This is a genomic window from Salinibacterium sp. SWN248 (genome assembly GCF_015864575.1).
GTDB lineage: Bacteria > Actinomycetota > Actinomycetes > Actinomycetales > Microbacteriaceae > Rhodoglobus.
This window is the reverse complement of the sequence record NZ_JADYWW010000001.1, coordinates 1,191,241-1,214,379: the sequence shown is the minus strand read 5'-3', so window position 1 is coordinate 1,214,379 and position 23,139 is coordinate 1,191,241. Positions and strand designations below refer to the sequence as shown.

Here is a 23,139-nt window from a genome sequence, read left to right as displayed (position 1 = left end):
GTTGTGCATTTTTGCAGTCTCTGCAATTATTGCTGAGTGCCTGATACTCCTGCCCTCGGTCTCCGCGACCGCAAACGAATCGAAACGCGACTGCGCATCGAAACTGCCGCGGTTGAAATCGTCACGGCTGAAGGGCTTGATGGCGCCACGGTCGACATGATCAGCGACCGTGCAGACATCTCGCCGCGCACCTTCTTCAACTATTTCGAGAGCAAAGAGGATGCCATCCTCGGAACTCAGGACATGGGAGAAGTTCAGCGCGCGATTGATGCTGGAGTCGCCGGCGCAGAAACCGATGACTTGGTCGTTGCGATCGTCTCCACCATGTTTCACATCTTTGGCCCGATGGCCGCTCGTACCCAGCTCAAAACTCAGCGGATGGCTCTTGTTCAAGAACACCCGCGTTTGTTGAGCCGACAGATTCACCAATTCACGCAACTGAACAGCACGATGGCTGCTGCCGTCGTCCAATTCCTCAATAAGCGAGAAACTACGCTCCCCCGCGACCCCGAACACGTCGCCGAAATTGCCGTAGCCACTTGCGTCGCATCCGTTCGAATCGCAGTCAAGGAATGGATTGCTGCCGGCGCTACCGCCGACATCGACTCCATGTACCTTCGCGCGATCGGACTTACACGAGAAACACTGAACACACTTCAATGACAACCACCAACGAACCACCTGTCGCCGACGTCACTCCCGAATCCTTCAACGATCCCGCTACGAAGCGCAGCATCCTTTTGCTGTTCGTGGGTCTCATGGTGACGATGCTGCTCTCAGCTCTCGACCAAACCATCTTCAGCACCGCACTCCCCACCATTGTGGGAGAGCTCGATGGCGTGAACCACATGCTGTGGGTCACGACGGCCTACATTCTGGCTGCGACCATCATGATGCCCGTCTACGGAAAACTCGGTGACCTCATTGGTCGCAAGGGTCTGTTCATCGGAGCAATTTCTATCTTCATGATTGGCTCTGTTGTCGGCGGGCTCGCCCCCGACATGACCTGGCTGATCGTCGGCCGCGCCGTTCAGGGACTCGGCGGCGGTGGCCTCATGATTTTGTCGCAGGCGATCATTGCCGATGTGATTCCCGCGCGCGAGCGTGGCCGTTACATGGGCGCGATCGGTGGCGTATTTGCTCTCGCGAGCGTCGCCGGGCCACTACTCGGTGGCTGGTTCACTGAGTCGATCGGATGGCGTTGGGCGTTCTGGATGAACCTCCCGCTCGGTGCCCTAGCGATCCTCGCTGCTGTCACCCTGCTCAAGCTCCCGAAACACAACAAGCGCAAGCCGACCATCGATGTCGCCGGCATGGTGTTGCTCGCCATTGCTTCGGCAGCGGTTGTTCTCACGACAACCTGGGGTGGCACACAGTACGACTGGGATTCGCTGCTCATCATCTCGCTAATCATCATCGCCGTTGTCGCCGCCTTCTCCTTCGTGATGGTGGAACGCTCCGCCGCCGAGCCGATCATGCCCATGGGAATGTTCAAGGAACGCAACTTTGTTCTCACGACGGCATCCGGCCTGATTACCGGTATCGCCATGTTCGGTGCCCTCGCCTACATGCCGACGTACTTGCAGATGGTGACGGGTGTGAATGCGACCCAGGCCGGATTCTTGATGATTCCGATGATGGGTGCGCTTCTTCTGAGTTCGGTAACGGCGGGCCAACTGGTTAGTCGCACCGGCCGCTACAAGTGGCTACCGATCACGGGCGCCTTTGTTCTCGCTACCGGTTTGGCGTTGCTCTCCACTATGACGCCCGACCTCCCCCTCTGGATTCTCTGCTCGTACCTCGCCGTGATGGGCCTCGGTATCGGCATGAGCATGCAAATTCTGGTGCTTATCGTGCAGAACACGTTCCCCAACTCGCAGGTCGGCACCGCTACGGCATCCAACAACTACTTCCGCCAGATTGGTGCCTCAATTGGCACCGCAGTCGTCGGCAGCCTGTTCGTTGCTCGTCTCACCGATCTGCTGAGCACCCGCCTTCCGGCGACTGCCGCTGGCGCCACCGGCGACACCAACTCATTGACGCCAGCTGCTGTGCGCGATCTTCCGGATGCACTGCGCGAGATCATCGTCAGCTCCTACAACGATTCGCTGGCACCGGTGTTCCTCTACATGGTGCCGCTGGTTCTGCTCTCGGCCGTGCTGCTGATGTTCCTCAAAGAGGTTCCGTTGGCCACCAGCATCGACCGCGGAGAAGCCACGGAATCGCTCAACGTGCTCGGGGACGACGATGACAGCGACGATGCCGAAGCGAAGGCAACAGATGCCGCTTCGCACCAACTGACGACAGCGAGCGATCAGTCGGGGCCTATTTCGATCATCCGCAGTCAGCCGTAGTTGCGGTGGCGGCGACCGCACAGGTCGCCCCACTGCGTGGCTAGACCCGCAGCATCCTCGTCGCACAACGGACAGGGGTGTTGCGGGTCTTTTCGCTGTCTGCCCTAGTCGAGGCCGAGGTAGGCCTCGATGACCTTCTCGTCAGCGAGCAGTTCATGGGCGGGGCCAGAGTGCGACACTTCACCAGTCTCTAAGACGTAACCGTAGTCGGCGGCGGCGAGGGCACGGCGGGCGTTCTGTTCGACAAGAACGACCGTGGTGCCGGTCTGCCGGATCTCTTCGATCACCCTAAACACTTCGTCGACGATCTTCGGAGCCAGCCCCATCGACGGTTCGTCGAGCAGGAGAATCTTCGGCTCAGCGATCAGAGCGCGAGCAATAGCCAGCATCTGCTGCTCTCCACCCGATAGCGCGCCAGCATGCAGTTTGCGACGCTCAAACAACACGGGGAATCGTTCGTAGACTTCAGCCACTTTTGCGTGCATCGCACTGTTGCTGCGGTGCCAGCCACCCAGAGTGAGGTTCTCGGCAACCGTGAGGGTGCCCAAGATCTCGCGACCTTCCGGCACCTGCACGAGCCCCGCCTTCACTAGGCGGTGCGCCGGCCACTTGGTGACGTCTGTGCCCTCGAAAGTGATGACACCTTGGCGCGGGCGCAAGAGCCCCGATACGGCGTTGAGCACCGAAGTCTTGCCTGCACCGTTGGCGCCGACGAGCGTGACAAGCGAGCCGACCGGCACCTCGAAGGACACGTCGCGCACGGCCTCCACGCGCCCGTAGTTGACCTGCAGGCCCGTGACACTCAGAATCGGGTCGCTCATCGGTTCTCCTCCGGGGTAGTCGCGTCGTCGGCCGCAGCAGCACCGTCATGCTCGGGGTGCTCGGCTGCACGGTCATCGACAACGTGGGCGAGGGTTTCGGAGGCGAGCACGGATGCCGCCTCGACATCCTCATCGGAGCCCGCTGATCCGAGGTAGGCCTCGAGCACGCGCGGGTCCCGAGCGATCTCGCTCGGCTCTCCGAAGGCGATGATCTCACCGAAATTCAGCACCATAATGCGGTCACACGTGGCCAGCATCATCCGCACATTGTGCTCAATGACGAGCACAGCGATGCCGTCGGCGGCCAGCGAGCGAATGAGCTCCGACAGGCTTGCTGCTTCGACATGGTTCATTCCCGCTGCGGGCTCGTCGAGCACGAGGAGAGAGGGATGAGAGGCGAGCGCGCGGGCGATCTCCAGTCGACGTTGGTCGCCGTAGGAGAGGTCACCGGCGGCGTTCGCGGCTTTCTCGCCGAGGCCCACGCGGACCAGCTGGGCGGAAGCCATCGCGACGGCTTCACGCTCGAGACGCCGAGCTGAGGGCAAGAAGAACAGCCGACGCAACAGTGTGTCCTGCGTGATGCGGTAGCCGCCGACGAGCACGTTTTCGAGCGCCGAGAGGCGGTTGAAGAGCTTGATCTGCTGGAAGGTGCGCGCCACTCCGGCTTGCGCCAGACGGTGAGCTTTCGTGCTGGCGGTGAGAGGAACGCCGAGAACGCTGCCGGTTCCCGTCGTTGGCGGCGTCAAGCCGGTCACCATGTTCACGAGGGTGGTCTTTCCCGCGCCGTTCGGCCCGATCAGACCGAGCACCTCTCCAGCATTCACCGTGAGGTCAACAGATTGCACGGCGTGAACTCCGCCGTACGACTTGCCAAGGCCACTGAGGTTGACAAGCTCGGAACCAACAGCGGGCAGGGCAGGCAGCGTGGGCTGGAATGACGGGTCAACGTTCAGACGCTTGGCCGATTTTCGCACCGGGATAAGCCCCGAGAGGCCACCGGGAAGAAAGAGAATCACGACAAGAAGAAGCACACCCGAAATCGTGGGGCGAATCCACCCGGCATCGATTCCAATCGCGCGCTGCACTTCAGGAAGCAAACTGAGGAAAGCGGAGCCAAGAACGGGGCCGATGAAGAGCGTGACACCGCCGACGACTGCGGTGACAAGTCCGTCGACTGCAGCGGTGAAGGAGAACTCGTTCGGATCCGCGAACCGGGAGAAGTGCGCGAGAAGCACGCCATAGAGGCCCGCAACTGCTCCGGCGATCACGAACGACGCCATGCGGTACCGAGGAACGTCGATGCCCATGGTGGTCGCGGCCAGTTCATCTTCGCGAATTGCGGCGAACGCTCGCCCGAGGCGGGAACCAGACAGGCGCCAGAACCAGTACGCCACGACGATCAACGCGATCCAGGCGACGCCGGGGCCAACAAGCTTGGCGAAGCTCAACCCTTGCGCACCGTTCGTCCATGTCTGGTTGATCAGAAAGATCCGCACCATTTCGCCGAAGGCGAGAGTGGCGATGGCCAGAAACACGCCACGAAGGCGAATGACGGGCAGTCCCAAGATAAACGCGGCGAAGGCGCCGACAATCATGCCGAAGACGATGCCAATGACGAGCGGCGGGATGAAGCCGAATAGTGGCTCGGAGGGTACGACAAGCGCCGAGGTGAAGGCCGCCAACGAGGCGAGCCCTACCTGCGCCAAACTCAACTGGCCGGCGATGAGCACGGCGTAGAAGCTATAGGCGAGAATCGCCGTGAGGGCGATCAGGGTGATGAGGGACGAGTATTCCGCGATCACGATTAGACCTCCCGCGTCTTGCGAGCACCGAAGAGGCCCTGCGGTCGAAGTATGAGGATGAGGAACAGAAGACCGAACGCCACCATGTCTCGCCACGAGCTGCCGATGTAGTTGACGGCGAGCACTTCGGCCAGACCGAGGATCAGACCACCAACGAGTGCTCCCGGTAGGGATCCCATTCCGCCGACAATGATCACTGCGAGGGCCTTGAGTTCAACGGCATGGCCGATGCCGAGCGATGCAGCATTCACGTTCAGGGTGAACAGCACACCGGCAACCGCACCGAGTGCAGACGAGAGCGCGAAGGTTGTGCTGCTGATGCGGCCCACGTTGAGGCCAAGCACGGCGGCGGCGTGCGGGTTCTCGGCGATCGTGCGCATTCCTCGACCCAGCTTGGATTTGGCCACAAGCCAGGTCAAGACGACCATGAGCGAGACGCTGATGATGAGGATGACGACTTGAAGCAGGGACACTGTCGCGCCGAAGATTTCCACGCGCGTAGTGGGAAAGGCATCCGCGGGAAAACGACGGGTATCGGCCCCGTACAGCGCCTGTAATAGAGAGAGGATGATCGCGCCGAACGCGATCGAAGAGATAAGCCCCGCGAAGTGCGCGTCGTGGCGACCGGCGAGCGGCCTGAAAGCGATGCGCTCGATCGCAATACCCAGGATCGCGCCAACCACCAGCACGATGGGGATGAGCAGCCAGATCGGGACCCCGAAGACCGTGACGATCTCGATACCGACCAAGGCGCCGGCGGTGAACACCGCCGCATGGGCAAGGTTCAGCCGGTCAAGAATGCCAAATACCAGGGTGAACCCGATCGCGAATAACGCGTAGATCGAGCCGAGAAATATCCCGTCCAGAAAGAGTTGCATTGGTGGTGTCCCTGCTCTGTGACTGCGTGCCGCCCGAAGGCGGCACGCAGTCTGCATGTATTGGCGGTGCGGTGCGGTGACGCTAGTTCAGGATGACGAACTGGCCGTCCTGAACGATCTGCACGAGAGCGTCATGTTCAGCGTCGCGGTTCGCGTTCAGAGTCACATTACCGAGAACGGTAGGAACATCCGTGATTGTGCCAAGGCCAGCCTTGATACCGTCACGCTCGCCCGAGCATTCTGAACGGACTGCCTGGTCGATGATCTGCATTCCGGCGTACGCCTGAGCGGCGAACTGGTCGGGAGCTGAGCTGTAGGCGGCGGTGTAGTCATCAATGAACTTCACGTTCTGCTCGTTGTCTGACGCAGAGTTCCACGCGGCTCCCACGATGACGCCTTCTGCAGCATCGCCAGCACCTTCGATGAGTGCGGGCGAGTTGAAGCCGTTTCCACCAATGATCGGGGTGTCGATGCCGATTTCACGGGCCTGGGTCACGAGCGGCACTGCGGCGTCGATGAGACCAGAAACGATGATCGCGTCGGCGTCAGACTGCTTCGCCTTGTTGAGCAGAGCGCGGAAGTCAGTGTCAGCCTTGGAGAAGGTGAGAGTTTCAGCGACCTCAACGTTTTGGTCCTCGAGAGCGGCAGCAAACGCTTGGTAGCCAGATTCGGTGAACGCATCATCATTGGCGTACATGACAACGACCTTTTGCACACCGAGACTGTCAACAGCAGCCTTGACGGTCTGCGGGATGACGGCATCCTCAGTGAGGGAGTCGCGGAAAATGTAGTCACCGATTTCGGTGATGCCCGCTGCAGTGTTGGACACACCGAGCACGGGAACGCCAGCGTCCTGCGCGATCGGGTCTGTTTGCTTTGCCGTGTTCGACAGCGTCGGGCCGATGATGACACTAGCGCCAGCGCTAATGAAGCTATCGAAGACCTGGATGGCTTCCTTGGGGTCGGTCGCGTCGTCCTCGACAGTGAGGTCGTACGTGACGCCGCCAACCTCGTTGAGAGTCGTGACCGCAAGTTCGAGTGCATTCTTCTGCCCAGCACCGTACTGTGCAGCAGCACCGGTGAGGCTAAAGGAAGCACCAATGGGAATTGCAGAATCGATGACGCATTCTGCGCCAGTACCGGTTCCGGTCAACTCGCCACCGGCGGTCGATCCCGAATCTGCAGGAGCGCTGCAGGCGGTGAGTGCAAGCAATAGGGTGGAACCGCAAACAGCGGCGGAGAGTAGTTTTCTTCTCATAGTGGACCTCCTTGGCCAAGGTGCAAGAGCCACCTAACGCCTAGGCAAACTCGTCGGTGCGAGTCTATCCATTCTCGCCCTCGCGCTGAGACAGCATCAGTCCTCTCGGGCTATCAGCTTTTCGATAAATTTCTCTGAAAGGCTCAGCAAATGACCGAACTGCTTATCGTGATCGTGGTCGCGCTCATTGTGATTGCCTCCGCGACGCTGCTTGGCCCTCGTTTCGGAGTCGCGTCACCCCTCGTTCTCGTTGCCATTGGCGTTGCAGCAAGTCTCGTGCCGGCATTCGACTCGGTGCAGATCGACCCTGAGCTAATTCTTCAAGGCATCCTTCCGCCGCTGCTGTATTCGGCGGCGGTGTCCTTGCCGACCATGAACTTCCGGCGTGAGTTTGGGGCCATCGGCGGACTATCGGTGGTGCTAGTTGTGGGCACTGCGCTCATCCTCGGCGTGTTCTTCATGCTCGTGATTCCGGGGCTCGGGTTCGCGTGGGGGGTCGCTTTGGGCGCCATCGTGAGCCCCACGGATGCCGTTGCAGCATCCATTATTAAAAAGACTCGTGTTTCAAAACGGGTTGTTGCCATGCTCGATGGCGAAAGCTTGCTGAACGATGCGACCGCCCTCGCGCTGCTGCGGGCCGCGATTGTGGCGACAGCAGCAACGTTCTCGTTTTGGGGTGCGGTTGGCTCCTTCTCCTATTCGGTCCTGATCGCCCTCGTCATTGGTGGTGCGGTTGGTTGGCTGAACCTTGTTGTTCGCAAACGCATCACCGATCCCACCGTCAACACGGCGATCTCGTTCACGGTCCCCTTTATCGCGTCGGTTCCTGCCGAGTTATTGGGTGCCTCGGGGCTGGTCGCCGCTGTTGTTGCAGGAATTGTGACCGGCATCCGGGCACCACGATTGTTCTCGCCCCAGAATCGACTTTCGGACACCCAGAACTGGCGCATGATCGAGCTCGTTCTTGAGGGCGCGATTTTCTTGATGATGGGCCTTCAGATTTCGGCCATTCTGACGGATGTCGAAAACGATGATGCAGGAATAAGAAATGCGGTGCTGATCGCGGCCGGGGCTCTCGTGATCACAGTCGTGGTGCGTGCAGCGTATGTCGCTCCCCTTCTCGCGTTCTTGGCCCGCCGTTCGAAGCGGCATGAGTCCATGAAGTCGCGAATGCAGGTGGTGCAAGAGCGGCTGAATGCACCGAAGGACATTCAGGATGCGGCGGAGCGCGGCAGTAAACACAATCCGGCACGATCTGAGCGCTATCTTCAACGCGTGACCGGTCTGGTCACTCGGTCGTTGGCCGATATCGAGTACTTTCGGCGTGAGCCTTTGGGTTGGCGCGAGGGCACCACTGTGGTGTGGGCTGGCATGCGAGGCGCGATCACGGTGGCTGCAGCTCAGACGTTGCCCTCGGACACTCCTCAGCGTTCGACCCTCATTTTGATTGCGTTTGCGGTAGCGGCGATGTCACTGCTCGTCCAGGGTGGAACGATCGGCACCGTCGTACGACGGATCTCACCGAAGGTCGATAAGGTCGCGGTCGCGGAGCGAGAACGGGAAGAACGAACCCGCCTCTTTGCCGTCCTGAAGGCAAGCGCGCGCACCGTCCCGGCGCGGTTGGATATTAACGGTGCGGTTGCGGATAGCGACGACGCCTTCGCACCGTTGGAAGCCGATTTCGACGATGAGAAACGCCACCGACTGGCGGTCATCGATGCTCAGCGAACAGCTCTGCTCGACGCGCGCGATAACGGCATTTTCGATGCCGACCTGCTGGAGAATGCCTTGGCGAATCTCGATGCGTCTCAGATCGCGCTCGAGATGCGCGGCAAGCCGGCCTGACAGGGGTACCGGCATCCACACGCAGCAGCGAGGGATGCCGAGAGTCCCCCGCGAGCGCTGGTGAAGTGATGGCTAGCCTTGCAGGCCGAGATGGACGAAGATGGCGTCATGGAACCAACCGCCGCACGCCCCGATCGCACGCTCATCGCGATCCTTTCCGTCATCGCCGCCATCGTGGTGATTGCGCTCGTGGTGGTGTTCACCCGCGGCGGCCCAGCCGTACTCGATCCGGCAACGCCCGAAGGCGTTGTGCAGTCTTATTCGCTCGCGATTGTGGATAGCGACTTCGCGACGGCGCGCGACCTGTTGTCCGCCGAGCTGCGTGAGAATTGCGACCCGGCCGATCCGAGCACCTTTCAAGGCCTGAGGATGACCGTCATCTCGTCAACCATCAACGACGACACCGCCGTGGTGCGGGTGTCGATGGAACGCGGCAGTGGCGATTTCGGTGGCTCCGGCTATGTGTCAGAAGAAGTGTTCACCCTCGTTCTCGAAGACCGCTCATGGCGGATTGAGTCAGCCCCGTGGGACCTCACCCTCTGCTACAACCAAGGACTCGGCGAATGACCACCTCACGCACAACAACTCCCCCACCCTCAGTGGCAGCGACGCCAGCGACGCCAGCGGTCGGTGGCGTGCAAACTGTGCGCCGAGTCATCACCTACGGGTTGCTAGCGGCGACCGTCATTATTGCGGCGAGCGGACTCAGCGGCCTGCTCGATCGACTGTTCAGTGCTGGCCGTGTCGAGGTGAGCTTCGATAACTACGGCTTGGCGACATCACTCGCCTCCGCCCTCGTCGCTGGACCTCTCGCGGCGGGGCTCTGGTGGTTGACGTGGCGCGATTCAGCAATGGCGCGAGATCGAGCATCCATTCTCTGGCCGGTATATCTCGTCGTGATGTCAACGGTGGCGCTCCTGGTCGCCACCATTTCGTTGTTCTCCTGGGCGTCCGATGCGATCGTCAACGGCTGGCGCCCCTCCGGCCTTGCGGTGGGGATCGTGTGGAGTTTGGTGTGGGCCTGGCACTACTGGATGTGGCGGCATCCGCTCAAAGCACCCACCCGCCTAGCCGGTGCTGCACCGGCAATCGCATCGCTGTTGGGCCTCATCTATCTTGCTGGCGGACTAGCGGTGGCTGTCGCGCGCATCATTGACGCCGCGATTGATGCGTTCGTGGCAAGCGTTTTCGTGACAGACCCGCTGTGGCAGCTCGTGTTGCAAGCGCTCGTGTGGGCGGCCGGCGGCGCGCTGGTGTGGTGGTGGCATTGGTTCCGCGCCGGCGTGCGTTCGCAATCGCACGGCTTCGCCAACGTCTTGCTCGTGTTCATTTCGGGCATCGCCTCGATTGCGGCCTACGTTGTGGGCACCGCCGTTGTGCTGTGGGTAATTCTCTCGCTGCTCGCACGCCTGCCGGAACCGCTCTCAGTCACTCTGAGTCCTCTCGGAAGCGCATTTTCGGCTGCCGCGGTTGGCATCGTTGTCTTCACTTATCACGCTCGCATTTTCGGGGCACGCTCTCGGGGAGTCCGCTCCGCGGTCGGGTTCGCTAGCTCTGGTGTGTCCCTTGCGGTGGCCGCGACTGGCGTCGGCGTGACGGTAAATGCGTTGCTCGCAACATCCAGCAATTCGATTATTGAGGGCAACATCCGCAGCCTGCTATTGGGTGGTCTCAGTGGCCTGCTCGTGGGTGGAGTCTTCTGGTGGAGAGCCTGGCGCCCGCTGCACGCGTCAGCTCCTGAGCGCGTGGCGACTCCCGGTCGGCGCATCTATCTCGTGATCATTTTCGGCCTCAGCGCACTCGTGGCACTCATCACGTTGCTTGTGATCGGCTTTCAGCTGTTCTCGTTCTTGCTCGATGGTGGCAGTGGTGAAAGCTTCGTGGAGCGTTCACGTCAAGCTCTCGGGCTGCTCACGGCCACCCTCCTCGTTGCCGCCTACCATTTCGCGATTTGGCAACGAGACCGCGCCTCCAACGTCACTGAAGAAGTCGTTCGTCGCATCGGTCACGTCACACTCGTGGCCTCCCACGACAACGCCGAACTCGTGGATGCCGTGCGCGCTGCAACCGGAGCCCGCGTGACGGTTCTACAGCGCGCGACCGCTTCGCCGCTTGAACCGGGCATCGCCGAAATCGTTGCCGCCCTCGACGGTATCGAGGCCAGCAACGTTCTCGTGGTGGCGGGCACTAAGGGCAAGATCGCGGTCATCCCCCTGAAGGGATAGCGCTCTCGTGAGCGGACGCGGAATTGCTGGCTAGCGGAAGTTCAACCCGCCGTTAATGTCGAGAACCTGCCCCGTCACGTACGACGACAGGTCAGAGGCCAAGAAGGCAGTGACGCCGGCGACGTCTTCCACTGTTCCCGCGCGGCCCAACGGCACCCCGGCAATGATTCCCGGCTGCGCACTGCTGGGCGTGAAGTTGTTGTGGAACGGGGTGTCACCGATGAACCCGGGCGCGAGAGCATTGACGGTGATGTTCGACGGAGCAAGTTCCTTGGCGAGACCTCGCGTGAAGCCGACGATGGCGGACTTTGCCGTCGCGTAGGCAACAGCACCGGCGCCACCACCATTTTCGGAGGCGAGCGACGACATCATGATGACGCGGCCGGCGCTCGACTGCGTCAGGTACGGGATCGCCGCGCGAGAGACGAAGAACCCGCTCGTGGCGTTGACATCCATCACCTGGTGCCAGTGCTCATCGCTCATCTCGGCGATCGTGTGACGCCCCACGAGGTTTCCCGCGTTGTTGACGATGATGTCGAGACCACCAAGCGCTTGCGCAGCGGCATCCACGACGGATGTTGCCTGGGCAGAGTCGGTGAGGTCACCCTGCACCGCGACCGAAGTGCGGCCGAGTGCCACGATCTGGGCCACGACGTCGGCAGCGGCATCCTTGCTCTTGGCGTAGTGGACGACGACATCTGCGCCGGCTTGGGCGAGACCGAGCGCGATTGCCGCGCCAATTCCTTGTCCTGCGCCGGTGACTAGGGCTTTGCGGCCGGTGAGGTTGAGCTGCATGGTGCCTCTTTCTGGTTGAGCGATGGAAAACAGGTACTAAAAATCGGGGATGGTCAGGCTTGGTATACCAACGAGTCGAGGCTACACGATCACCTTTTTGCTGGTCGCGGCACGGGCTGGAAGAACGAGCACACCGTCAATACGACGCGGGATTGAGGAGAACTCCTCCCGCAACTCTTCGGGGAGCACTGCTGCTGGCGCATCCTGAAAAGCGATCGGGCGGAGAAAACGACGGATGGCGCTGACACCGACCGAGCTGTGTTGGGAGTTTGTGGACGGCCAGTTTCCGCCGTGGTGTTGCGCCCACGACACTCGCACTCCGGTAGGAAAGCCGTTGAAAACGAGTCGACCGACTGTCGGCGCAATCCGCTCAGAAAGTTGGCGTACGACATCCGGTTCATCATCGCCGTGGTGAATAGTGGCGGTGAGCGAACCGGGCATGGCATCGACGGCGTGGAAGATCTGCTCAAGCGAGTCGAAGCGAGCGACAACGAGCACGGGCCCGAAAGCTTCCTCGGCGGTTGCTTCAGTGAAGTCTGCAGCATCGATCTCCAGCAGCGTGGGCGCCGCAAGGATGCCCGCGCCAGCCAACGAGCCGACCGCGAGTACGTTCGCGCCACCATCATTCGTGATTCTTCCGAGGATGTCGGTCAGCGAATGCGAAATGCGTTCGTTGAGCAGCACCATTCCACCAGCCGCGGCGGTGCGCGCTCGCAGATCTTCGAGGATCGCGTCTCCGCTCGCCCCCCGCGGCACGAAGGCGACGCCCGGCTTGGTGCAGAACTGACCGGCCCCCAGGGTGAAGGATCCGAACAGCCCTTCAGCGATCTGCGTCGTGCGCTCGGCTGCTGCCGCCGGCGTCACAATTAGCGGGTTCAGGCTGCTGAGTTCTCCGTAGAACGGAATCGGGTTGGGGCGCGTGCTGATGATTGCCAGCAGCGCTTCGCCTGCTCCGAGCGATCCGGTGAATCCGACGGCAGCGATGTGCGGGTCGGCCACGAGAACACGCCCCGACTCGGTGCCATACACAATGCCAAGGATGCCCTCCGGAGCACCGTAGGCCGAAGCCGCGTCAACGAGCGCGCTGAACGACAACTGCGAGGTGAGCGGATGCGAACTGTGCGCCTTGATGACGACGCTGTTGCCCGCCGCGAGCGCCGATGCGGTGTCACCGCCCACAACAGAGAACGCGAACGGAAAGTTGCTCGATCCGAAGACCGCTACTGGCCCAATGGGCAGCAGCATCCGGCGCAGCTCAGGCGCAGCCCCTAGCGGGGTTTCCCCGGCGTGGTCGATTGTGGCCTCGAGGTAGCTGCCTTCACGAAGAGCTTCAGCAAACAGTCGAAATTGAAATTGCGAGCGACTGAGTTCGCCATTCAACCGCGCCTCGCCGAGACCGGTTTCGTCATTGGCTGTGGCGACAAGCGCTGGGCGGTGACGTTCTAAACCGTCGGCGAGTGCCTCCAACAGCCCGGCCCGCCAGTCACGAGTGCTCCCCCGCACCGTGTCAAACGCTAGCTGCGCGGATGCGGCCCGCGCGGCGGTCTCTGCCGGTGACGTCTGTTCAATGTCGGTTTCGTTCGTAATCCCGGTTGCGGGGTTGGTCGTTGTCAGCATGATTCTCCCAAGGATGAGGGGCGGTGGGGTGTGAGGTGCGCGGCCGTTCTGGTGTCGCATTTGCGAGGCAGAGCGTGTGGTCGTTTAGGCTGACCTCCATGACCCAGTCGCTCGACGCCACTTTTCCGTCCCCGCTGCCGCCGCAGGCGGACACTCCCACGCGCACGGATCAGATCATCGATGCACTGCGGTCGGCGATCGTTTCTGGAGCCTTGGAACCTGGTCAGGTTCTTGTCGAGCGAAAGATTGCCGAGCAGTTGGGGGTCTCGAAAACTCCCGTGCGTGAAGCGCTGATTGTGCTCGAGCGATCGGGACTGCTGGATGTTCAGGCCCGCCGCATTTCGGTTCGCCGGCTGGGGTTCACCGACATCCGCCACATTTATGAAGAGCGTGTCTTGCTCGAACCGTGGGCCATTATGGATGCTGCGCGAAGCGGTCGTGAGTTCACTGTCGCTGGTCAGGCGCTGGCTGACGCTCGCATCTTCGCCGCCGCCAACGACAACGCGGCGACCGCGCTCGCCAACCGTCGCTTTCATCGCGGAATGTATGCCAATAGCGAGAACGAGTTCATCGTCGATTCGCTCGACCGTTTGCAGGATCTCACGGCGTTGGCCGTTGCTGGAGTGCTCTGGGAGAACTGGCCGCGACGCGAGATCGAAGCGAGCGAGCACGAAGCCATCTACGCTGCAGCGAGCAGCGGGGATGCCACGACGGCAGCGCGTCTGATGAAAGAACACATTGGTGCCTCCATCGAGCGTGTAACCAAGCGTGAGCTCGGACTGTAGCGGACTCACGATTAGTTGGGCAGCAGTTCGCTGTAGCTCTTCAGCAGTTCTTCGTTGGGTGGATATGTTCCGCGCAGCGGGCTTCCCGCTTCAACTTTCGACAGGATGAATTCTTCGAGCTCTTCCTGTTCGAGAGCGTCATGCGCCACAGACTCGGCGAGGTGACGCGGGATGCAGACCACTCCATCGCGATCGCCCACCATGATGTCGCCCGGGTAAATAGCGACTTCAGCGCACGCGATCGGGATCTGAAAGTCCACAACGTGGTGCTGCGCCAGGTTGGTTGTCGGCGATGCTCCGGCAGAGAACGTCGGCAGGTCTAGTTCTTCGAAACCGACCATGTCGCGGAACGAGCCGTCGCTGACGATTCCGCTTGCTCCCCGCATCTTCAAGCGTGTCGCGAGAATGTGCCCAATGGATGCCGCCCGCTTCTTGCCGCGAGCATCAATGACGAGCACTTGCCCCGGTTCGACCGACTCGACACCGATCCGTTGCGGATGGTCGTAGTCCTGAAAGATCGACGGCACATCGATGTCTTCTCTGGCGGGGATGCACCGCATTGTGAAGGCTTCTCCGAGCAGACGCTGGCGCTCGGGGTTCGAGAATTCGAGCCCCTCGAGGTAGGTGTTGCGCAGCCCACGAGACATCAGCTGAGTGGTGATCGTTGCGGTGCTCACTCGACTGAGAGCGAGGGTCGCTTCGGGGCTCAACGGGGCGAGGTGCGCCGCCGCTTGCTCATCGATCTCACTGCGATTCGCTGAATTGGTGTGCATTCTCAAAACCCTCCATTAGGCCGACATCCGGATTTAGTATACTGGTATACCAAGATCTCAAGTTCGGCCGTGGGGCGAGAGCGCCGGGACTACCCCAGCGCTGGAACCACAATCTCGGGCTCGCGAGCGCCGAGCCGCACCCGCACTTCGTGCGCTGCCGCCACCAGAGCCCGCAGCACATCCGTCGGCCAGAGATCGCTCGTGCGCGTCGCCGACATCGTGATGGAGATCGCTGTAGTGATTCCGCCGGTCGCGCTCGTGAGCGGCACAGCAACACTGCGGGAGCCTGCGAGGTAAGTCTCATCGTCTAGGGCGTAGCCCCGCGCCTTCACTTCGGCAATGCGGGCAAGAAGAACGGGCGCCTCGACCGCCACCTTGTTGACCAACAACGGCGCAGGAGCGGCAACAAGTCGGCGCTTCACTTCTGTGGGATCGAGACTGCTCAACAGCGCCCTGCCGGGCGCTGTTGCATGGGCGGGGAGCTTCATCCCGACCGACGACCCGAACCGCATTCCCTCATTGGAATGCTGGCTGATAGCGAAATATGCGCTCTCTGCACCATCGAGGCGAAGCAGCTGAACGGTCTCGCCGAGATCGGATGCTAGGTCATCGAGCACCGGCCGTGCTGCGTTAGCGATCTGGTTGTGACCGGTGTACATCTGGCCGACATGCCAGGCACGCAGCCCCAACGAATACTGCCGGGTTGAGGTGTCGTGCTCAAGCCAGCCCGCAGAGTGCAGCGTATTGAGCAACCCGTGGGCACTGGATCGCGGCAGCGCGAGCGCGGTAACGATCTCGGTGAAGCTCACATACCCCTTGGCTGCGACCAAGTCGACGATCGCCAAAGCGCGATCGGCCGACTTGACGGAATGGGCTGGTGACGCCGCTGTCTGGTGTTGCATAGTCCGGAGTTTACAGATGTGAACTCGTTGTGGCACTTCTCTGACGATGAGTTTTTGCAGCACTAAAGACAGCACCCCGCCAACTGTGGTATCTTCGGCGTTCACAAGCATGAACGTGAATTAACAACAATGATTGGTTGGATATCAATGTCGATGTCAAAAATCGCCTCTAGCGGGCTCTTGCACAAGCCTTCGCGTCGCGTCAGGGTTTCGGGACTCGCCATAGCCGTCTCCGCGGGACTTCTCGTCAGTGGCTGCGCGCAGTCCGGCGAAACTTCTACTGATTCTGCTGCGGGCAGTTCGGGTGATGCGTGTGACATTTCGTCGACGTACCCGAGCGGTGCGATCGAATTCATCGTGCCGTGGGCTGCCGGCGGAGGCACCGACAGCGTCTCTCGCTTCGTCGGAATTCAGTTGTCTGACCGTTTGGGAGTTCCGGTCAACGTCGTCAACCGTGACGGCGGTGGTGGCGTTATCGGTCACACGGCCATCGCTAACGGCAACGCCGACGGCTCCGTTATCGGTATGACCACGGTGGAAATCACCATGATGCACTGGCAGGGTCTCACCGACCTCAGCTATGAAGACATCACCCCGATCGCTCAGGTCAACTCTGACCCCTCGGGCATCACGGTTGCCGCTGACGCCCCGTGGGACACGATCGAAGACCTTCTGGATGATGCCCGCGCTAACCCCGGCGACATCGTCGGTTCTGGCACAGCAATTGGTGGAATTTGGGACCTGGCTCGCGCCGGAATGTTGCTCGAGGCCGGCATGGATGTCAACGACATCCGTTGGGTACCGAGCGCTGGTTCTGCCCCCGCCCTTCAAGAGCTCGCTGCTGGCGGTATTGATGTCACGTTCGCCAGCCTCGCTGAGAACGCCACGATGATCGGTGCCGGCGAAGCTCGCCCGCTCGCCATTATGGGCGAAGAGCGCGACCCGAACTACCCCGACGTTCCGACCCTCAAGGAGGTCGGAATCGACTTCTCGATGGGTTCCTGGCGCGGCGTTTCTGGCCCCGCTGGAATGGACGAAGACATCGTTGCTGAACTCGAATGCCAGGTTGCTGACATTGTGACGAGCGACGAGTACGTCGAATTCATGACGACTGCCGGATTCGGCGTTGACGGCAAGGACACAGCCGCGTTTACTGAGTTCATCGTCAACGAAGACAAGGCAAAGGGAACCATCATGGAAGCAGCAGGACTGACCGGATGACTTTCGACACCGCTCCGGAGGTAGAGGAGTCGGTGGGCAAGCCCGAAAACAGCTACGACCTCGCCAGTGGCGTGGTCGTAGTTGTTTTCGGCTCGGCCATCCTTCTCGCCGTCCGCGATTACCCCACACTGCCCAGCGGAGAGCTCGGCCCCTCGCTCTTCCCCGGCATTATTGGCGGGCTCATGATTCTCATGGGTGTCCTGCTTCTGGGGCGATGGTTCAAAGATCGCAAGACGGTTCGACCGGCGAAAGAAAAGGGCGAAGCTGTCGTCTGGAGCAGGTGGATCAATGCCGGGCTCATCATCGGTGCGGTCATCTTCTATCTTCTCGCCGTCGACTTCCTCGGCTTTCTCACGACCGTCAGTGTGATGACGGTCGGTCTGATCTTCCGACTCGGCACGAAGTGGTGGGTCGCCATCACAGCCGGCGTGCTCACCACGCTCGTGGTCTGGTTGATCTTCAACAAGGTGCTTCTCGTGCCGCTTCCTCTTGGATTCTGGGGTTAGAACATGGTCGACAATCTCTCCCAAGCGCTCAGCATGGTGGCGAGTTGGGAACTGCTGCTTGTCGTGCTCGCCGCAGGCGTTTACGGCATCTTCATTGGTTCCATTCCTGGCCTCACCGCCACGCTGGCCGCCGCGCTTCTCGTGCCCTTCGCATTCTTCCTCGACCCGCTTCCCGCCATTGCGTCGATCATCACGATGTCGGTGATGGCGATCTTCGCGGGTGACATCCCGTCGGCTTTGGTGCGGATGCCGGGCACACCGGCCAGTGCGGCCTACGTCGAAGATTCCTACCGCTTGACCCAGAACGGCCGGGGCGCTCTCGCGCTCGGAGTCGGCCTGCTGGCATCAGCGACCGGCGGAATCTTCGGTGGGTTGGTGCTGATCTTCGCTGCACCACAACTAGCCAAGGTGGCGCTGCTCTTCACGTCATACGAGTACTTCTGGGTCGCAATTCTTGGCCTGACCGCCGCGGTTATTATTTCTCGCGGTTCTCAAGTCAAGGGCACCATCGCGCTGCTCATCGGGCTCTTCGTGTCGACCATTGGTCTGGACATCTCGGTGGGCTTCCCCCGCTTCACGTTCGGCAGCAGCGACTTGCTGGGTGGCATCAACTTCATCCCGGCAATGATCGGTCTGTTCGGCTTGTCGCAGGTGCTGCGCAACGTCATCAGCCCTCCCCCAGCAGCGCTACCGATTCGGATCGAGTCGAAGGGTCTGCTGCGCAATGCCGCAAGCACTCTCTGGAACTACAAGAAGACAGCAGTCGGCGGCAACGTCATTGGTAGCGCTATCGGCACCTTGCCCGGTGCTGGCGGAGACATCGCTGCGTGGGTGGCCTACGCGGTTACCAAGAACGGCTCGAAAGAGGGCAAGAACTTCGGCAGCGGCAAGGGGCACATCCAACCCATTGTGGGTGCAAGTTCCGCCAACAATGCCGGGGTCGGCTCGGCCTATATTCCGACACTCGTATTCGGCATCCCCGGCGATACGATCACCGCGATTCTGCTTGGAGTGCTTCTCGTCAAGGGAGTTCAGCCGGGGCCGTCGCTGTTCGACAGCCAAGCTCCGTTGCTGTACTCGATCTTCATCGTCTTCATTGCGGCGAATATCTTGATGATCCCGCTCGGCTACCTCGCCATCCGCGGCAGCGGCATGTTGCTGCGGGTGCCGAACTCGGTGCTCATGCCCATCATCGTGGCGTTCTGTGTTGTGGGTTCGTTCTCAATCAATAACGGCCTGCTCGAAGTGGGCATCATGCTCATCTTCGGCATCCTCGGCTACCTGCTGGAACAGGCGAAGTTCCCGCTCGCCCCGGTCGTGCTCGGGTTGGTTCTTGGGCCGATTGTGGAAAAGAACTTCATGCAGAGTGTGATCAAGACAGAGTGGGACCTTACGCAGTTCTTGACCCGCCCAATGAGCGCCGCGCTGATGATTCTCACGATCATCGTGTTGCTCTACCCCGTGCTGCAGAAGCTCATCGGCAAGCTGCTGCGATACCGCAAGCCCCTCTAGACCCGAGTAGTCCGCGACGCTAGACCCGAACAGTCGCCGACACACTCGCGAGCGAAAAGAAGCCGCCCACCCTCCAGCTGGTTACTGGGCGTGGGCGGCTTTTCGTTGCGCTCAGGAGACCACGCGCGAAACGGCTGGCACCGTTAGCGGTCGCCCGCCGCGATGACTTCGGCTTCTTCGGTGATGCTGATCTCTGCGCCATCCGCTTTCCGTAGGCGTTTGCGACCGAGGATCACGATGAGGGTGGCGACGAGCACCGAGCCCGCTGCCGCGTAGAACGGGGTTGCCGGTGAGATGGCGGCGGCGAGAATGGTGGCGGCGGGTGGGGCGATGGCTCCCCCAAGGAAGCGCACTCCCGAGTAGGCGGATGACGCTACCGAGCGTGGCAGGTCGGTGGCTTCCATGACGCATTCGGTGAGCACGGTGTTGAGAACGCCGAGCAGCATTCCGCCGACGACGACACACACGATGAGGCCGGGGCCGGAGCCGATGAAGAGCGCGGCCGCCACGAGGTCGAGCGCGAGCAGGGGCAGCACGAGTCGCAGCACGAAGGTGCGCGGCAGGCGGTGCGTGAGCAGCGGCGCGACCCACACGGAGGTGACGGCGAGCGAGAGTCCCCAGCCGAAGAAGATGAAGCCGAGCGTCATGGCGCTGCCAAAACCGAGCGGAACCAGGGCGAACGGCGTGTAGGCGAGCAGCACGAAGAACGCGATGTTGTAGAACAGCGCGGCGGCGGCGAGAACTCCGAGGGCCGGGTTGGCCAGAGCGCGGAAGGGCGCTGAGAGCGGCGTTGGGGTGGGGCGCACAGCATCCGTTTTCATGACGGTCACAATGCCGATGAAACCGATGGCCATGAGGGTTGCGGTGCCGAAGAACGGGCCGCGCCAGCTGATGCCGCCGAGTAGGCCGCCGAGAAGTGGCCCGATCGCGATGCCGAGGCCGAGCGCTGCTTCGTAGAGGATGATCGCCGAGCTCGTGCCTCCGGATGCCGCACCAACGATGGTGGCGAGAGCCGTCGAAATAAAGAGGGCGTTGCCGAGCCCCCAGCCGGCGCGGAAGCCGATGACCCATTCGACGTTGCCCGACAGGCCTGCGGCTAAGGCGAAGAGCACGACGAGGGCGAGGCCGATGAGGAGGGTGCGTTTGGCGCCGATGCGGCTCGAGATCCAGCTGGTGAAGAACATGGCGAGACCCGTGATGAGCAGGTAGCTCGTGAAGAGCATCTCGGTTTCGGTGGCTGTTGCCTGCAGGTCTTGGGCGATGGCGGGCAGGATCGGGTCAACGAGGCCGATGCCCATGAAGGCGATCACGGAGGCGAACGCGACGGCCCACACTGCACGCGGTTGGTGCAGGATGCTGCTGGTGGTGCTCGCGTTGGGGTTGGAGTTCGTGGGGTTCACGGTTTCGCGCGCTGCAGTGCCAGTGGTTGATGCGGTCGTGCGGGTCATGATTGTCCTTCTGGTGGTGCGGTGACGGGGGCGCCCGGCGCGAGGTCGGCTGCGGCATCCGCACGTTGGCCAATGATCTCGACGGCGCGGCGCAGCACGGCTACGTCGTCGGTGTCGAGGTCGGCGAAGAGCGGGAGCATGGCTCCGGCGAGTTCGTCGCGCCAAGCGATGAGGGCATCCGCACCGGCGGTGGTGACGGCGATCTGAGAGGCGCGGGCGTCGTCCGGATCGGCGAGGCGATCGACCCAGCCGCGTTCGGTGAGGTTGCTGACAAGCTTCGTGGCGGTCGGCTGGGCGACGCGGCTGAGTTCGGCGAGTTCGCCGAGGCGCATGGGCCCGCCGGAGTTGAGCACGCTGAGGGTGCGCCAGACTGCGGGCGATTCGGAACTGCCGGTGGCGCGCGCGGCCAACCGGGTAAGGCGCTGGTTAACCGAGACAAGGTCGCCCAGCAGCGAGAGAAGTGAGGATGGCATTCCTCCACTATACATAGCCGGGCTATGCAAATGATCCGCCGCGATTGTGCGGTAAGCCGACGCCGTCCCCGCACCGCCTACTCAGTGCACTCCAGCAGCGCGTAATTCCACCCCTCACGCTCGGCGGTGGCTTTGATATCACCCGCGTAGGCGTCGAGCGGGACTATGCCGAGTGCCCCGGCGTGGATTTCAGCGCACTGCGCCACGATCACCCAACGCCCCGCAGGCTCACCACCGTCATAGCTGGGCTCGACATCGAGAAGCGGTATCGACAGGTCGTAGATGGAGAGGTCCCCCGGGAGCAATGGCGTGGCTTCAAGGAGCGTCATCCCGATGACAGTGCCGTACTGCGGGGGCACCTCAGCACAGGAGTTCAGGCTGATGGCTAGAGAAATACTGGCGACCCCGAAGCCTACTTTCCGCACTCCCCTGCGGTGCGCCTGTCTTCTAGACAACAACAGGGACGCCGATCGGCGTTGAGACCGGTGGACGAAGGCGGGACGTACTGCTCACTTCAACTCCCTTGTTGGTGCTGAATCACTGCGCTGATCGTACTCGGCCCCACGCCGATGCGCGATAGTTTTTTCCCAGAACTCGGCGGCCTTCGAGATCTGTTGAATCGGCACCAGCGATGCGAACCGCGTCCGCCAGACTTGCGTTGGTGAACGTATGCTCAACTTATGACCCAGTTGATCGTGCTCGATACCGTATTCGATGCCCCGATCGCTGAGGTGTGCGCACTATCGCTGAGCGTGAACCTGCACCTTGATTCGATGACGCACCACCGCGAAAAGGTCATCGCCGGCCGCACCACTGGCCACTTCGTCGAGGGTGACGTCGTCACCTGGTCGGCTCGACACTTCGGCCTGCCGCTACGCCTGACTGTGCGAATTTTTGATGTGGATGCTCCGCACCGGTTTGCGGATGAACAAGTTCGCGGCCCTTTCGCCGCCTACCACCACGAGCATCTCTTCGAAGAGATCGACGGCCGCACCCACATGCAGGATCGACTCACCTTCGCGGCTCCCTTCGGGCCGCTCGCGCGCCTCGTGGAGAAGCTGTTCCTGCGTCGCTACATGCAGACGCTGCTCGAGGAGCGCAACGCTGCGCTGATCAGCTCCCTGCGCCCAGAGCAGCGGTAACGTGCATCACATGCCCCACAACGACCATTCACCCGTGGCTGCCTACCGCGAAATACTCAAAACTCGGGGCATTCCCTTTGAAGAAGCAGTTGAACCCCCGATTTACACAAGGGCACAGATCAGAGAACGCCTACTCGCAGCGACGGGGAGCGCGCCGGCGGCGCTGGTCGATTGGTTTTCGTGGCACAACGGAGTGAAGGATGTCGGAAGGATTCGTTCCGGCTTCTTCCTTGACTACGACCCGATCCCCCTCGATGAAGCGATCACAACCTTCTCCTATCGACTACTGCCCGGCATCGAAGGGTCACGCGGGGAACACAACCCTCACTTCCCGATCCTCAGTCGCGCAGGCGCCGGTGACCTGATGATGGTCGATCTCATCGAAGGGGATGCTCTTCTCTATTACTTCTGGGGCTTAGAGAAGATCGCCATCGCCGATTCGCTCGCAGCTCTACTCCGCAAGTGGGGCGGGTTCGTCGCACAACACGTGTCGTGGGATAGCGAAACGCAGTTCGTCGAGATCGAGCCACCATGGGGCGATCTCGGCCACGACTTCCGCAGCACGATGGGCCTGAACTAGCGCTCAACGTGCGCGAGCTAGCGGCAAGTCTTGGGTGGCTAAGAGCGAAACAGGCCCCGCACGGCACCGGCAAAGAAAAAGCCCGGCGTGAGCCGGGCTGAGCGGGAGTTGCTCCCTAGTTGTTTTGCTGGGGTACCTGGACTCGAACCAAGAACAAAAGAATCAGAATCTTCCGTGTTGCCAATTACACCATACCCCACAG

22 protein-coding genes and 1 tRNA gene are annotated in these 23,139 nt (G+C 61.5%); 11 read left to right on the top strand and 12 right to left on the bottom strand.

Annotated features, from left to right (window positions below; translation table 11 throughout):
• Nucleotides 1–36 precede the first annotated feature (36 nt).
• Together I6E73_RS05745 and I6E73_RS05740 are read left to right on the top strand one after the other, a co-directional pair.
• Complete coding sequence (locus tag I6E73_RS05745) at nucleotides 37–663, top strand: TetR/AcrR family transcriptional regulator (protein ID WP_197123781.1); 627 nt, start codon at nucleotides 37–39, stop codon at nucleotides 661–663.
• Entirely contained in the window at nucleotides 660–2,354 is a 1,695-nt protein-coding gene (locus I6E73_RS05740; RefSeq protein ID WP_197123779.1) for an MDR family MFS transporter, read from the top strand. The genes I6E73_RS05745 and I6E73_RS05740 overlap by 4 nt, the downstream gene beginning before the upstream one ends.
• 104 nt (nucleotides 2,355–2,458) lie before the next feature.
• On the opposite strand, the gene I6E73_RS05735 is transcribed toward I6E73_RS05740, so the two are convergent.
• From I6E73_RS05735 to I6E73_RS05720, 4 genes are all read right to left on the bottom strand, one after another.
• The gene (locus I6E73_RS05735; RefSeq protein WP_197123777.1) at nucleotides 2,459–3,175 is read right to left on the bottom strand and encodes an ABC transporter ATP-binding protein; all 717 of its coding nucleotides are present in this window, start codon (nucleotides 3,173–3,175) and stop codon (nucleotides 2,459–2,461) included.
• Nucleotides 3,172–4,977 (bottom strand): branched-chain amino acid ABC transporter ATP-binding protein/permease, encoded by a 1,806-nt coding sequence (locus I6E73_RS05730; protein ID WP_307784234.1) that lies wholly within the window; start codon nucleotides 4,975–4,977, stop codon nucleotides 3,172–3,174. Before I6E73_RS05730 ends, I6E73_RS05735 begins: the two co-directional genes overlap by 4 nt.
• A 2-nt stretch (nucleotides 4,978–4,979) precedes the next feature.
• Complete coding sequence (locus I6E73_RS05725; RefSeq protein ID WP_197106114.1) at nucleotides 4,980–5,855, bottom strand: branched-chain amino acid ABC transporter permease; 876 nt, start codon at nucleotides 5,853–5,855, stop codon at nucleotides 4,980–4,982.
• A gap of 82 nt (nucleotides 5,856–5,937) precedes the next feature.
• Nucleotides 5,938–7,113, bottom strand: a complete 1,176-nt coding sequence (locus I6E73_RS05720; protein WP_197123775.1) for an ABC transporter substrate-binding protein — start codon at nucleotides 7,111–7,113, stop codon at nucleotides 5,938–5,940.
• Between the two features lie 150 nt (nucleotides 7,114–7,263).
• Between I6E73_RS05720 and I6E73_RS05715 the strand changes: the two genes are divergently transcribed.
• The 3 genes from I6E73_RS05715 (at nucleotide 7,264) to I6E73_RS05705 (ending at nucleotide 11,183) form a co-directional block, all read left to right on the top strand.
• A complete protein-coding gene (locus I6E73_RS05715) occupies nucleotides 7,264–8,958 on the top strand; it encodes a sodium:proton antiporter (protein ID WP_197123773.1) in 1,695 nt (564 codons plus the stop codon).
• Nucleotides 8,959–9,048: 90 nt separating this feature from the next.
• The gene (locus I6E73_RS05710) at nucleotides 9,049–9,525 is read left to right on the top strand and encodes a hypothetical protein (protein ID WP_231600570.1); all 477 of its coding nucleotides are present in this window, start codon (nucleotides 9,049–9,051) and stop codon (nucleotides 9,523–9,525) included.
• Entirely contained in the window at nucleotides 9,522–11,183 is a 1,662-nt protein-coding gene (locus I6E73_RS05705; RefSeq protein ID WP_197123771.1) for a DUF5671 domain-containing protein, read from the top strand. Before I6E73_RS05710 ends, I6E73_RS05705 begins: the two co-directional genes overlap by 4 nt.
• A gap of 30 nt (nucleotides 11,184–11,213) precedes the next feature.
• On the opposite strand, the gene I6E73_RS05700 is transcribed toward I6E73_RS05705, so the two are convergent.
• Nucleotides 11,214–11,978 carry an SDR family NAD(P)-dependent oxidoreductase gene (locus I6E73_RS05700; protein ID WP_197123769.1) on the bottom strand — a complete coding sequence of 255 codons (765 nt, stop codon included), beginning with the start codon at nucleotides 11,976–11,978 and terminating at the stop codon, nucleotides 11,214–11,216.
• Between the two features lie 81 nt (nucleotides 11,979–12,059).
• Nucleotides 12,060–13,595, bottom strand: coding sequence for an aldehyde dehydrogenase (NADP(+)) (locus tag I6E73_RS05695; protein WP_197123766.1), 1,536 nt, complete (start codon nucleotides 13,593–13,595; stop codon nucleotides 12,060–12,062).
• Between the two features lie 98 nt (nucleotides 13,596–13,693).
• On the opposite strand from I6E73_RS05695, the gene I6E73_RS05690 reads away from it, so the two are divergent.
• Complete coding sequence (locus tag I6E73_RS05690) at nucleotides 13,694–14,380, top strand: GntR family transcriptional regulator (protein WP_197123764.1); 687 nt, start codon at nucleotides 13,694–13,696, stop codon at nucleotides 14,378–14,380.
• Between the two features lie 11 nt (nucleotides 14,381–14,391).
• Here the strand turns inward: I6E73_RS05690 and I6E73_RS05685 are convergent, their stop codons facing one another.
• Entirely contained in the window at nucleotides 14,392–15,153 is a 762-nt protein-coding gene (locus I6E73_RS05685; protein ID WP_197106122.1) for a ribonuclease activity regulator RraA, read from the bottom strand.
• A gap of 89 nt (nucleotides 15,154–15,242) precedes the next feature.
• Nucleotides 15,243–16,055, bottom strand: a complete 813-nt coding sequence (locus tag I6E73_RS05680; RefSeq protein ID WP_197123762.1) for an IclR family transcriptional regulator — start codon at nucleotides 16,053–16,055, stop codon at nucleotides 15,243–15,245.
• A 147-nt stretch (nucleotides 16,056–16,202) separates the two neighbouring features.
• Between I6E73_RS05680 and I6E73_RS05675 the strand changes: the two genes are divergently transcribed.
• Genes I6E73_RS05675 through I6E73_RS05665 form a run of 3 tightly spaced genes read left to right on the top strand, consistent with a single transcriptional unit; the run spans nucleotide 16,203 to nucleotide 19,294 of the window.
• Nucleotides 16,203–17,276 (top strand): tripartite tricarboxylate transporter substrate binding protein, encoded by a 1,074-nt coding sequence (locus I6E73_RS05675; RefSeq protein ID WP_197123760.1) that lies wholly within the window; start codon nucleotides 16,203–16,205, stop codon nucleotides 17,274–17,276.
• Nucleotides 17,273–17,782 carry a tripartite tricarboxylate transporter TctB family protein gene (locus I6E73_RS05670; RefSeq protein WP_197106125.1) on the top strand — a complete coding sequence of 170 codons (510 nt, stop codon included), beginning with the start codon at nucleotides 17,273–17,275 and terminating at the stop codon, nucleotides 17,780–17,782. Before I6E73_RS05675 ends, I6E73_RS05670 begins: the two co-directional genes overlap by 4 nt.
• A gap of 3 nt (nucleotides 17,783–17,785) precedes the next feature.
• Nucleotides 17,786–19,294, top strand: a complete 1,509-nt coding sequence (locus I6E73_RS05665) for a tripartite tricarboxylate transporter permease (protein ID WP_197123758.1) — start codon at nucleotides 17,786–17,788, stop codon at nucleotides 19,292–19,294.
• 143 nt (nucleotides 19,295–19,437) lie between these two features.
• Here the strand turns inward: I6E73_RS05665 and I6E73_RS05660 are convergent, their stop codons facing one another.
• From I6E73_RS05660 to I6E73_RS05650, 3 genes are all read right to left on the bottom strand, one after another.
• Nucleotides 19,438–20,742, bottom strand: coding sequence for an MFS transporter (locus I6E73_RS05660; RefSeq protein WP_231600569.1), 1,305 nt, complete (start codon nucleotides 20,740–20,742; stop codon nucleotides 19,438–19,440).
• The gene (locus I6E73_RS05655; protein WP_197123756.1) at nucleotides 20,739–21,215 is read right to left on the bottom strand and encodes a MarR family winged helix-turn-helix transcriptional regulator; all 477 of its coding nucleotides are present in this window, start codon (nucleotides 21,213–21,215) and stop codon (nucleotides 20,739–20,741) included. Before I6E73_RS05655 ends, I6E73_RS05660 begins: the two co-directional genes overlap by 4 nt.
• A 77-nt stretch (nucleotides 21,216–21,292) precedes the next feature.
• Nucleotides 21,293–21,574 (bottom strand): hypothetical protein, encoded by a 282-nt coding sequence (locus I6E73_RS05650; RefSeq protein WP_197123754.1) that lies wholly within the window; start codon nucleotides 21,572–21,574, stop codon nucleotides 21,293–21,295.
• Between the two features lie 321 nt (nucleotides 21,575–21,895).
• On the opposite strand from I6E73_RS05650, the gene I6E73_RS05645 reads away from it, so the two are divergent.
• Both I6E73_RS05645 and I6E73_RS05640 read left to right on the top strand, forming a co-directional pair.
• Nucleotides 21,896–22,357: an SRPBCC family protein gene (locus tag I6E73_RS05645; protein ID WP_197123752.1), complete on the top strand. Its 462-nt coding sequence runs from the start codon at nucleotides 21,896–21,898 to the stop codon at nucleotides 22,355–22,357.
• A 10-nt stretch (nucleotides 22,358–22,367) separates the two neighbouring features.
• Nucleotides 22,368–22,937 carry a hypothetical protein gene (locus I6E73_RS05640; RefSeq protein WP_197123750.1) on the top strand — a complete coding sequence of 190 codons (570 nt, stop codon included), beginning with the start codon at nucleotides 22,368–22,370 and terminating at the stop codon, nucleotides 22,935–22,937.
• A gap of 127 nt (nucleotides 22,938–23,064) precedes the next feature.
• Here the strand turns inward: I6E73_RS05640 and I6E73_RS05635 are convergent.
• A tRNA-Gln gene (locus I6E73_RS05635) sits at nucleotides 23,065–23,136 on the bottom strand.
• Between the last annotated feature and the right edge of the window lie 3 nt (nucleotides 23,137–23,139).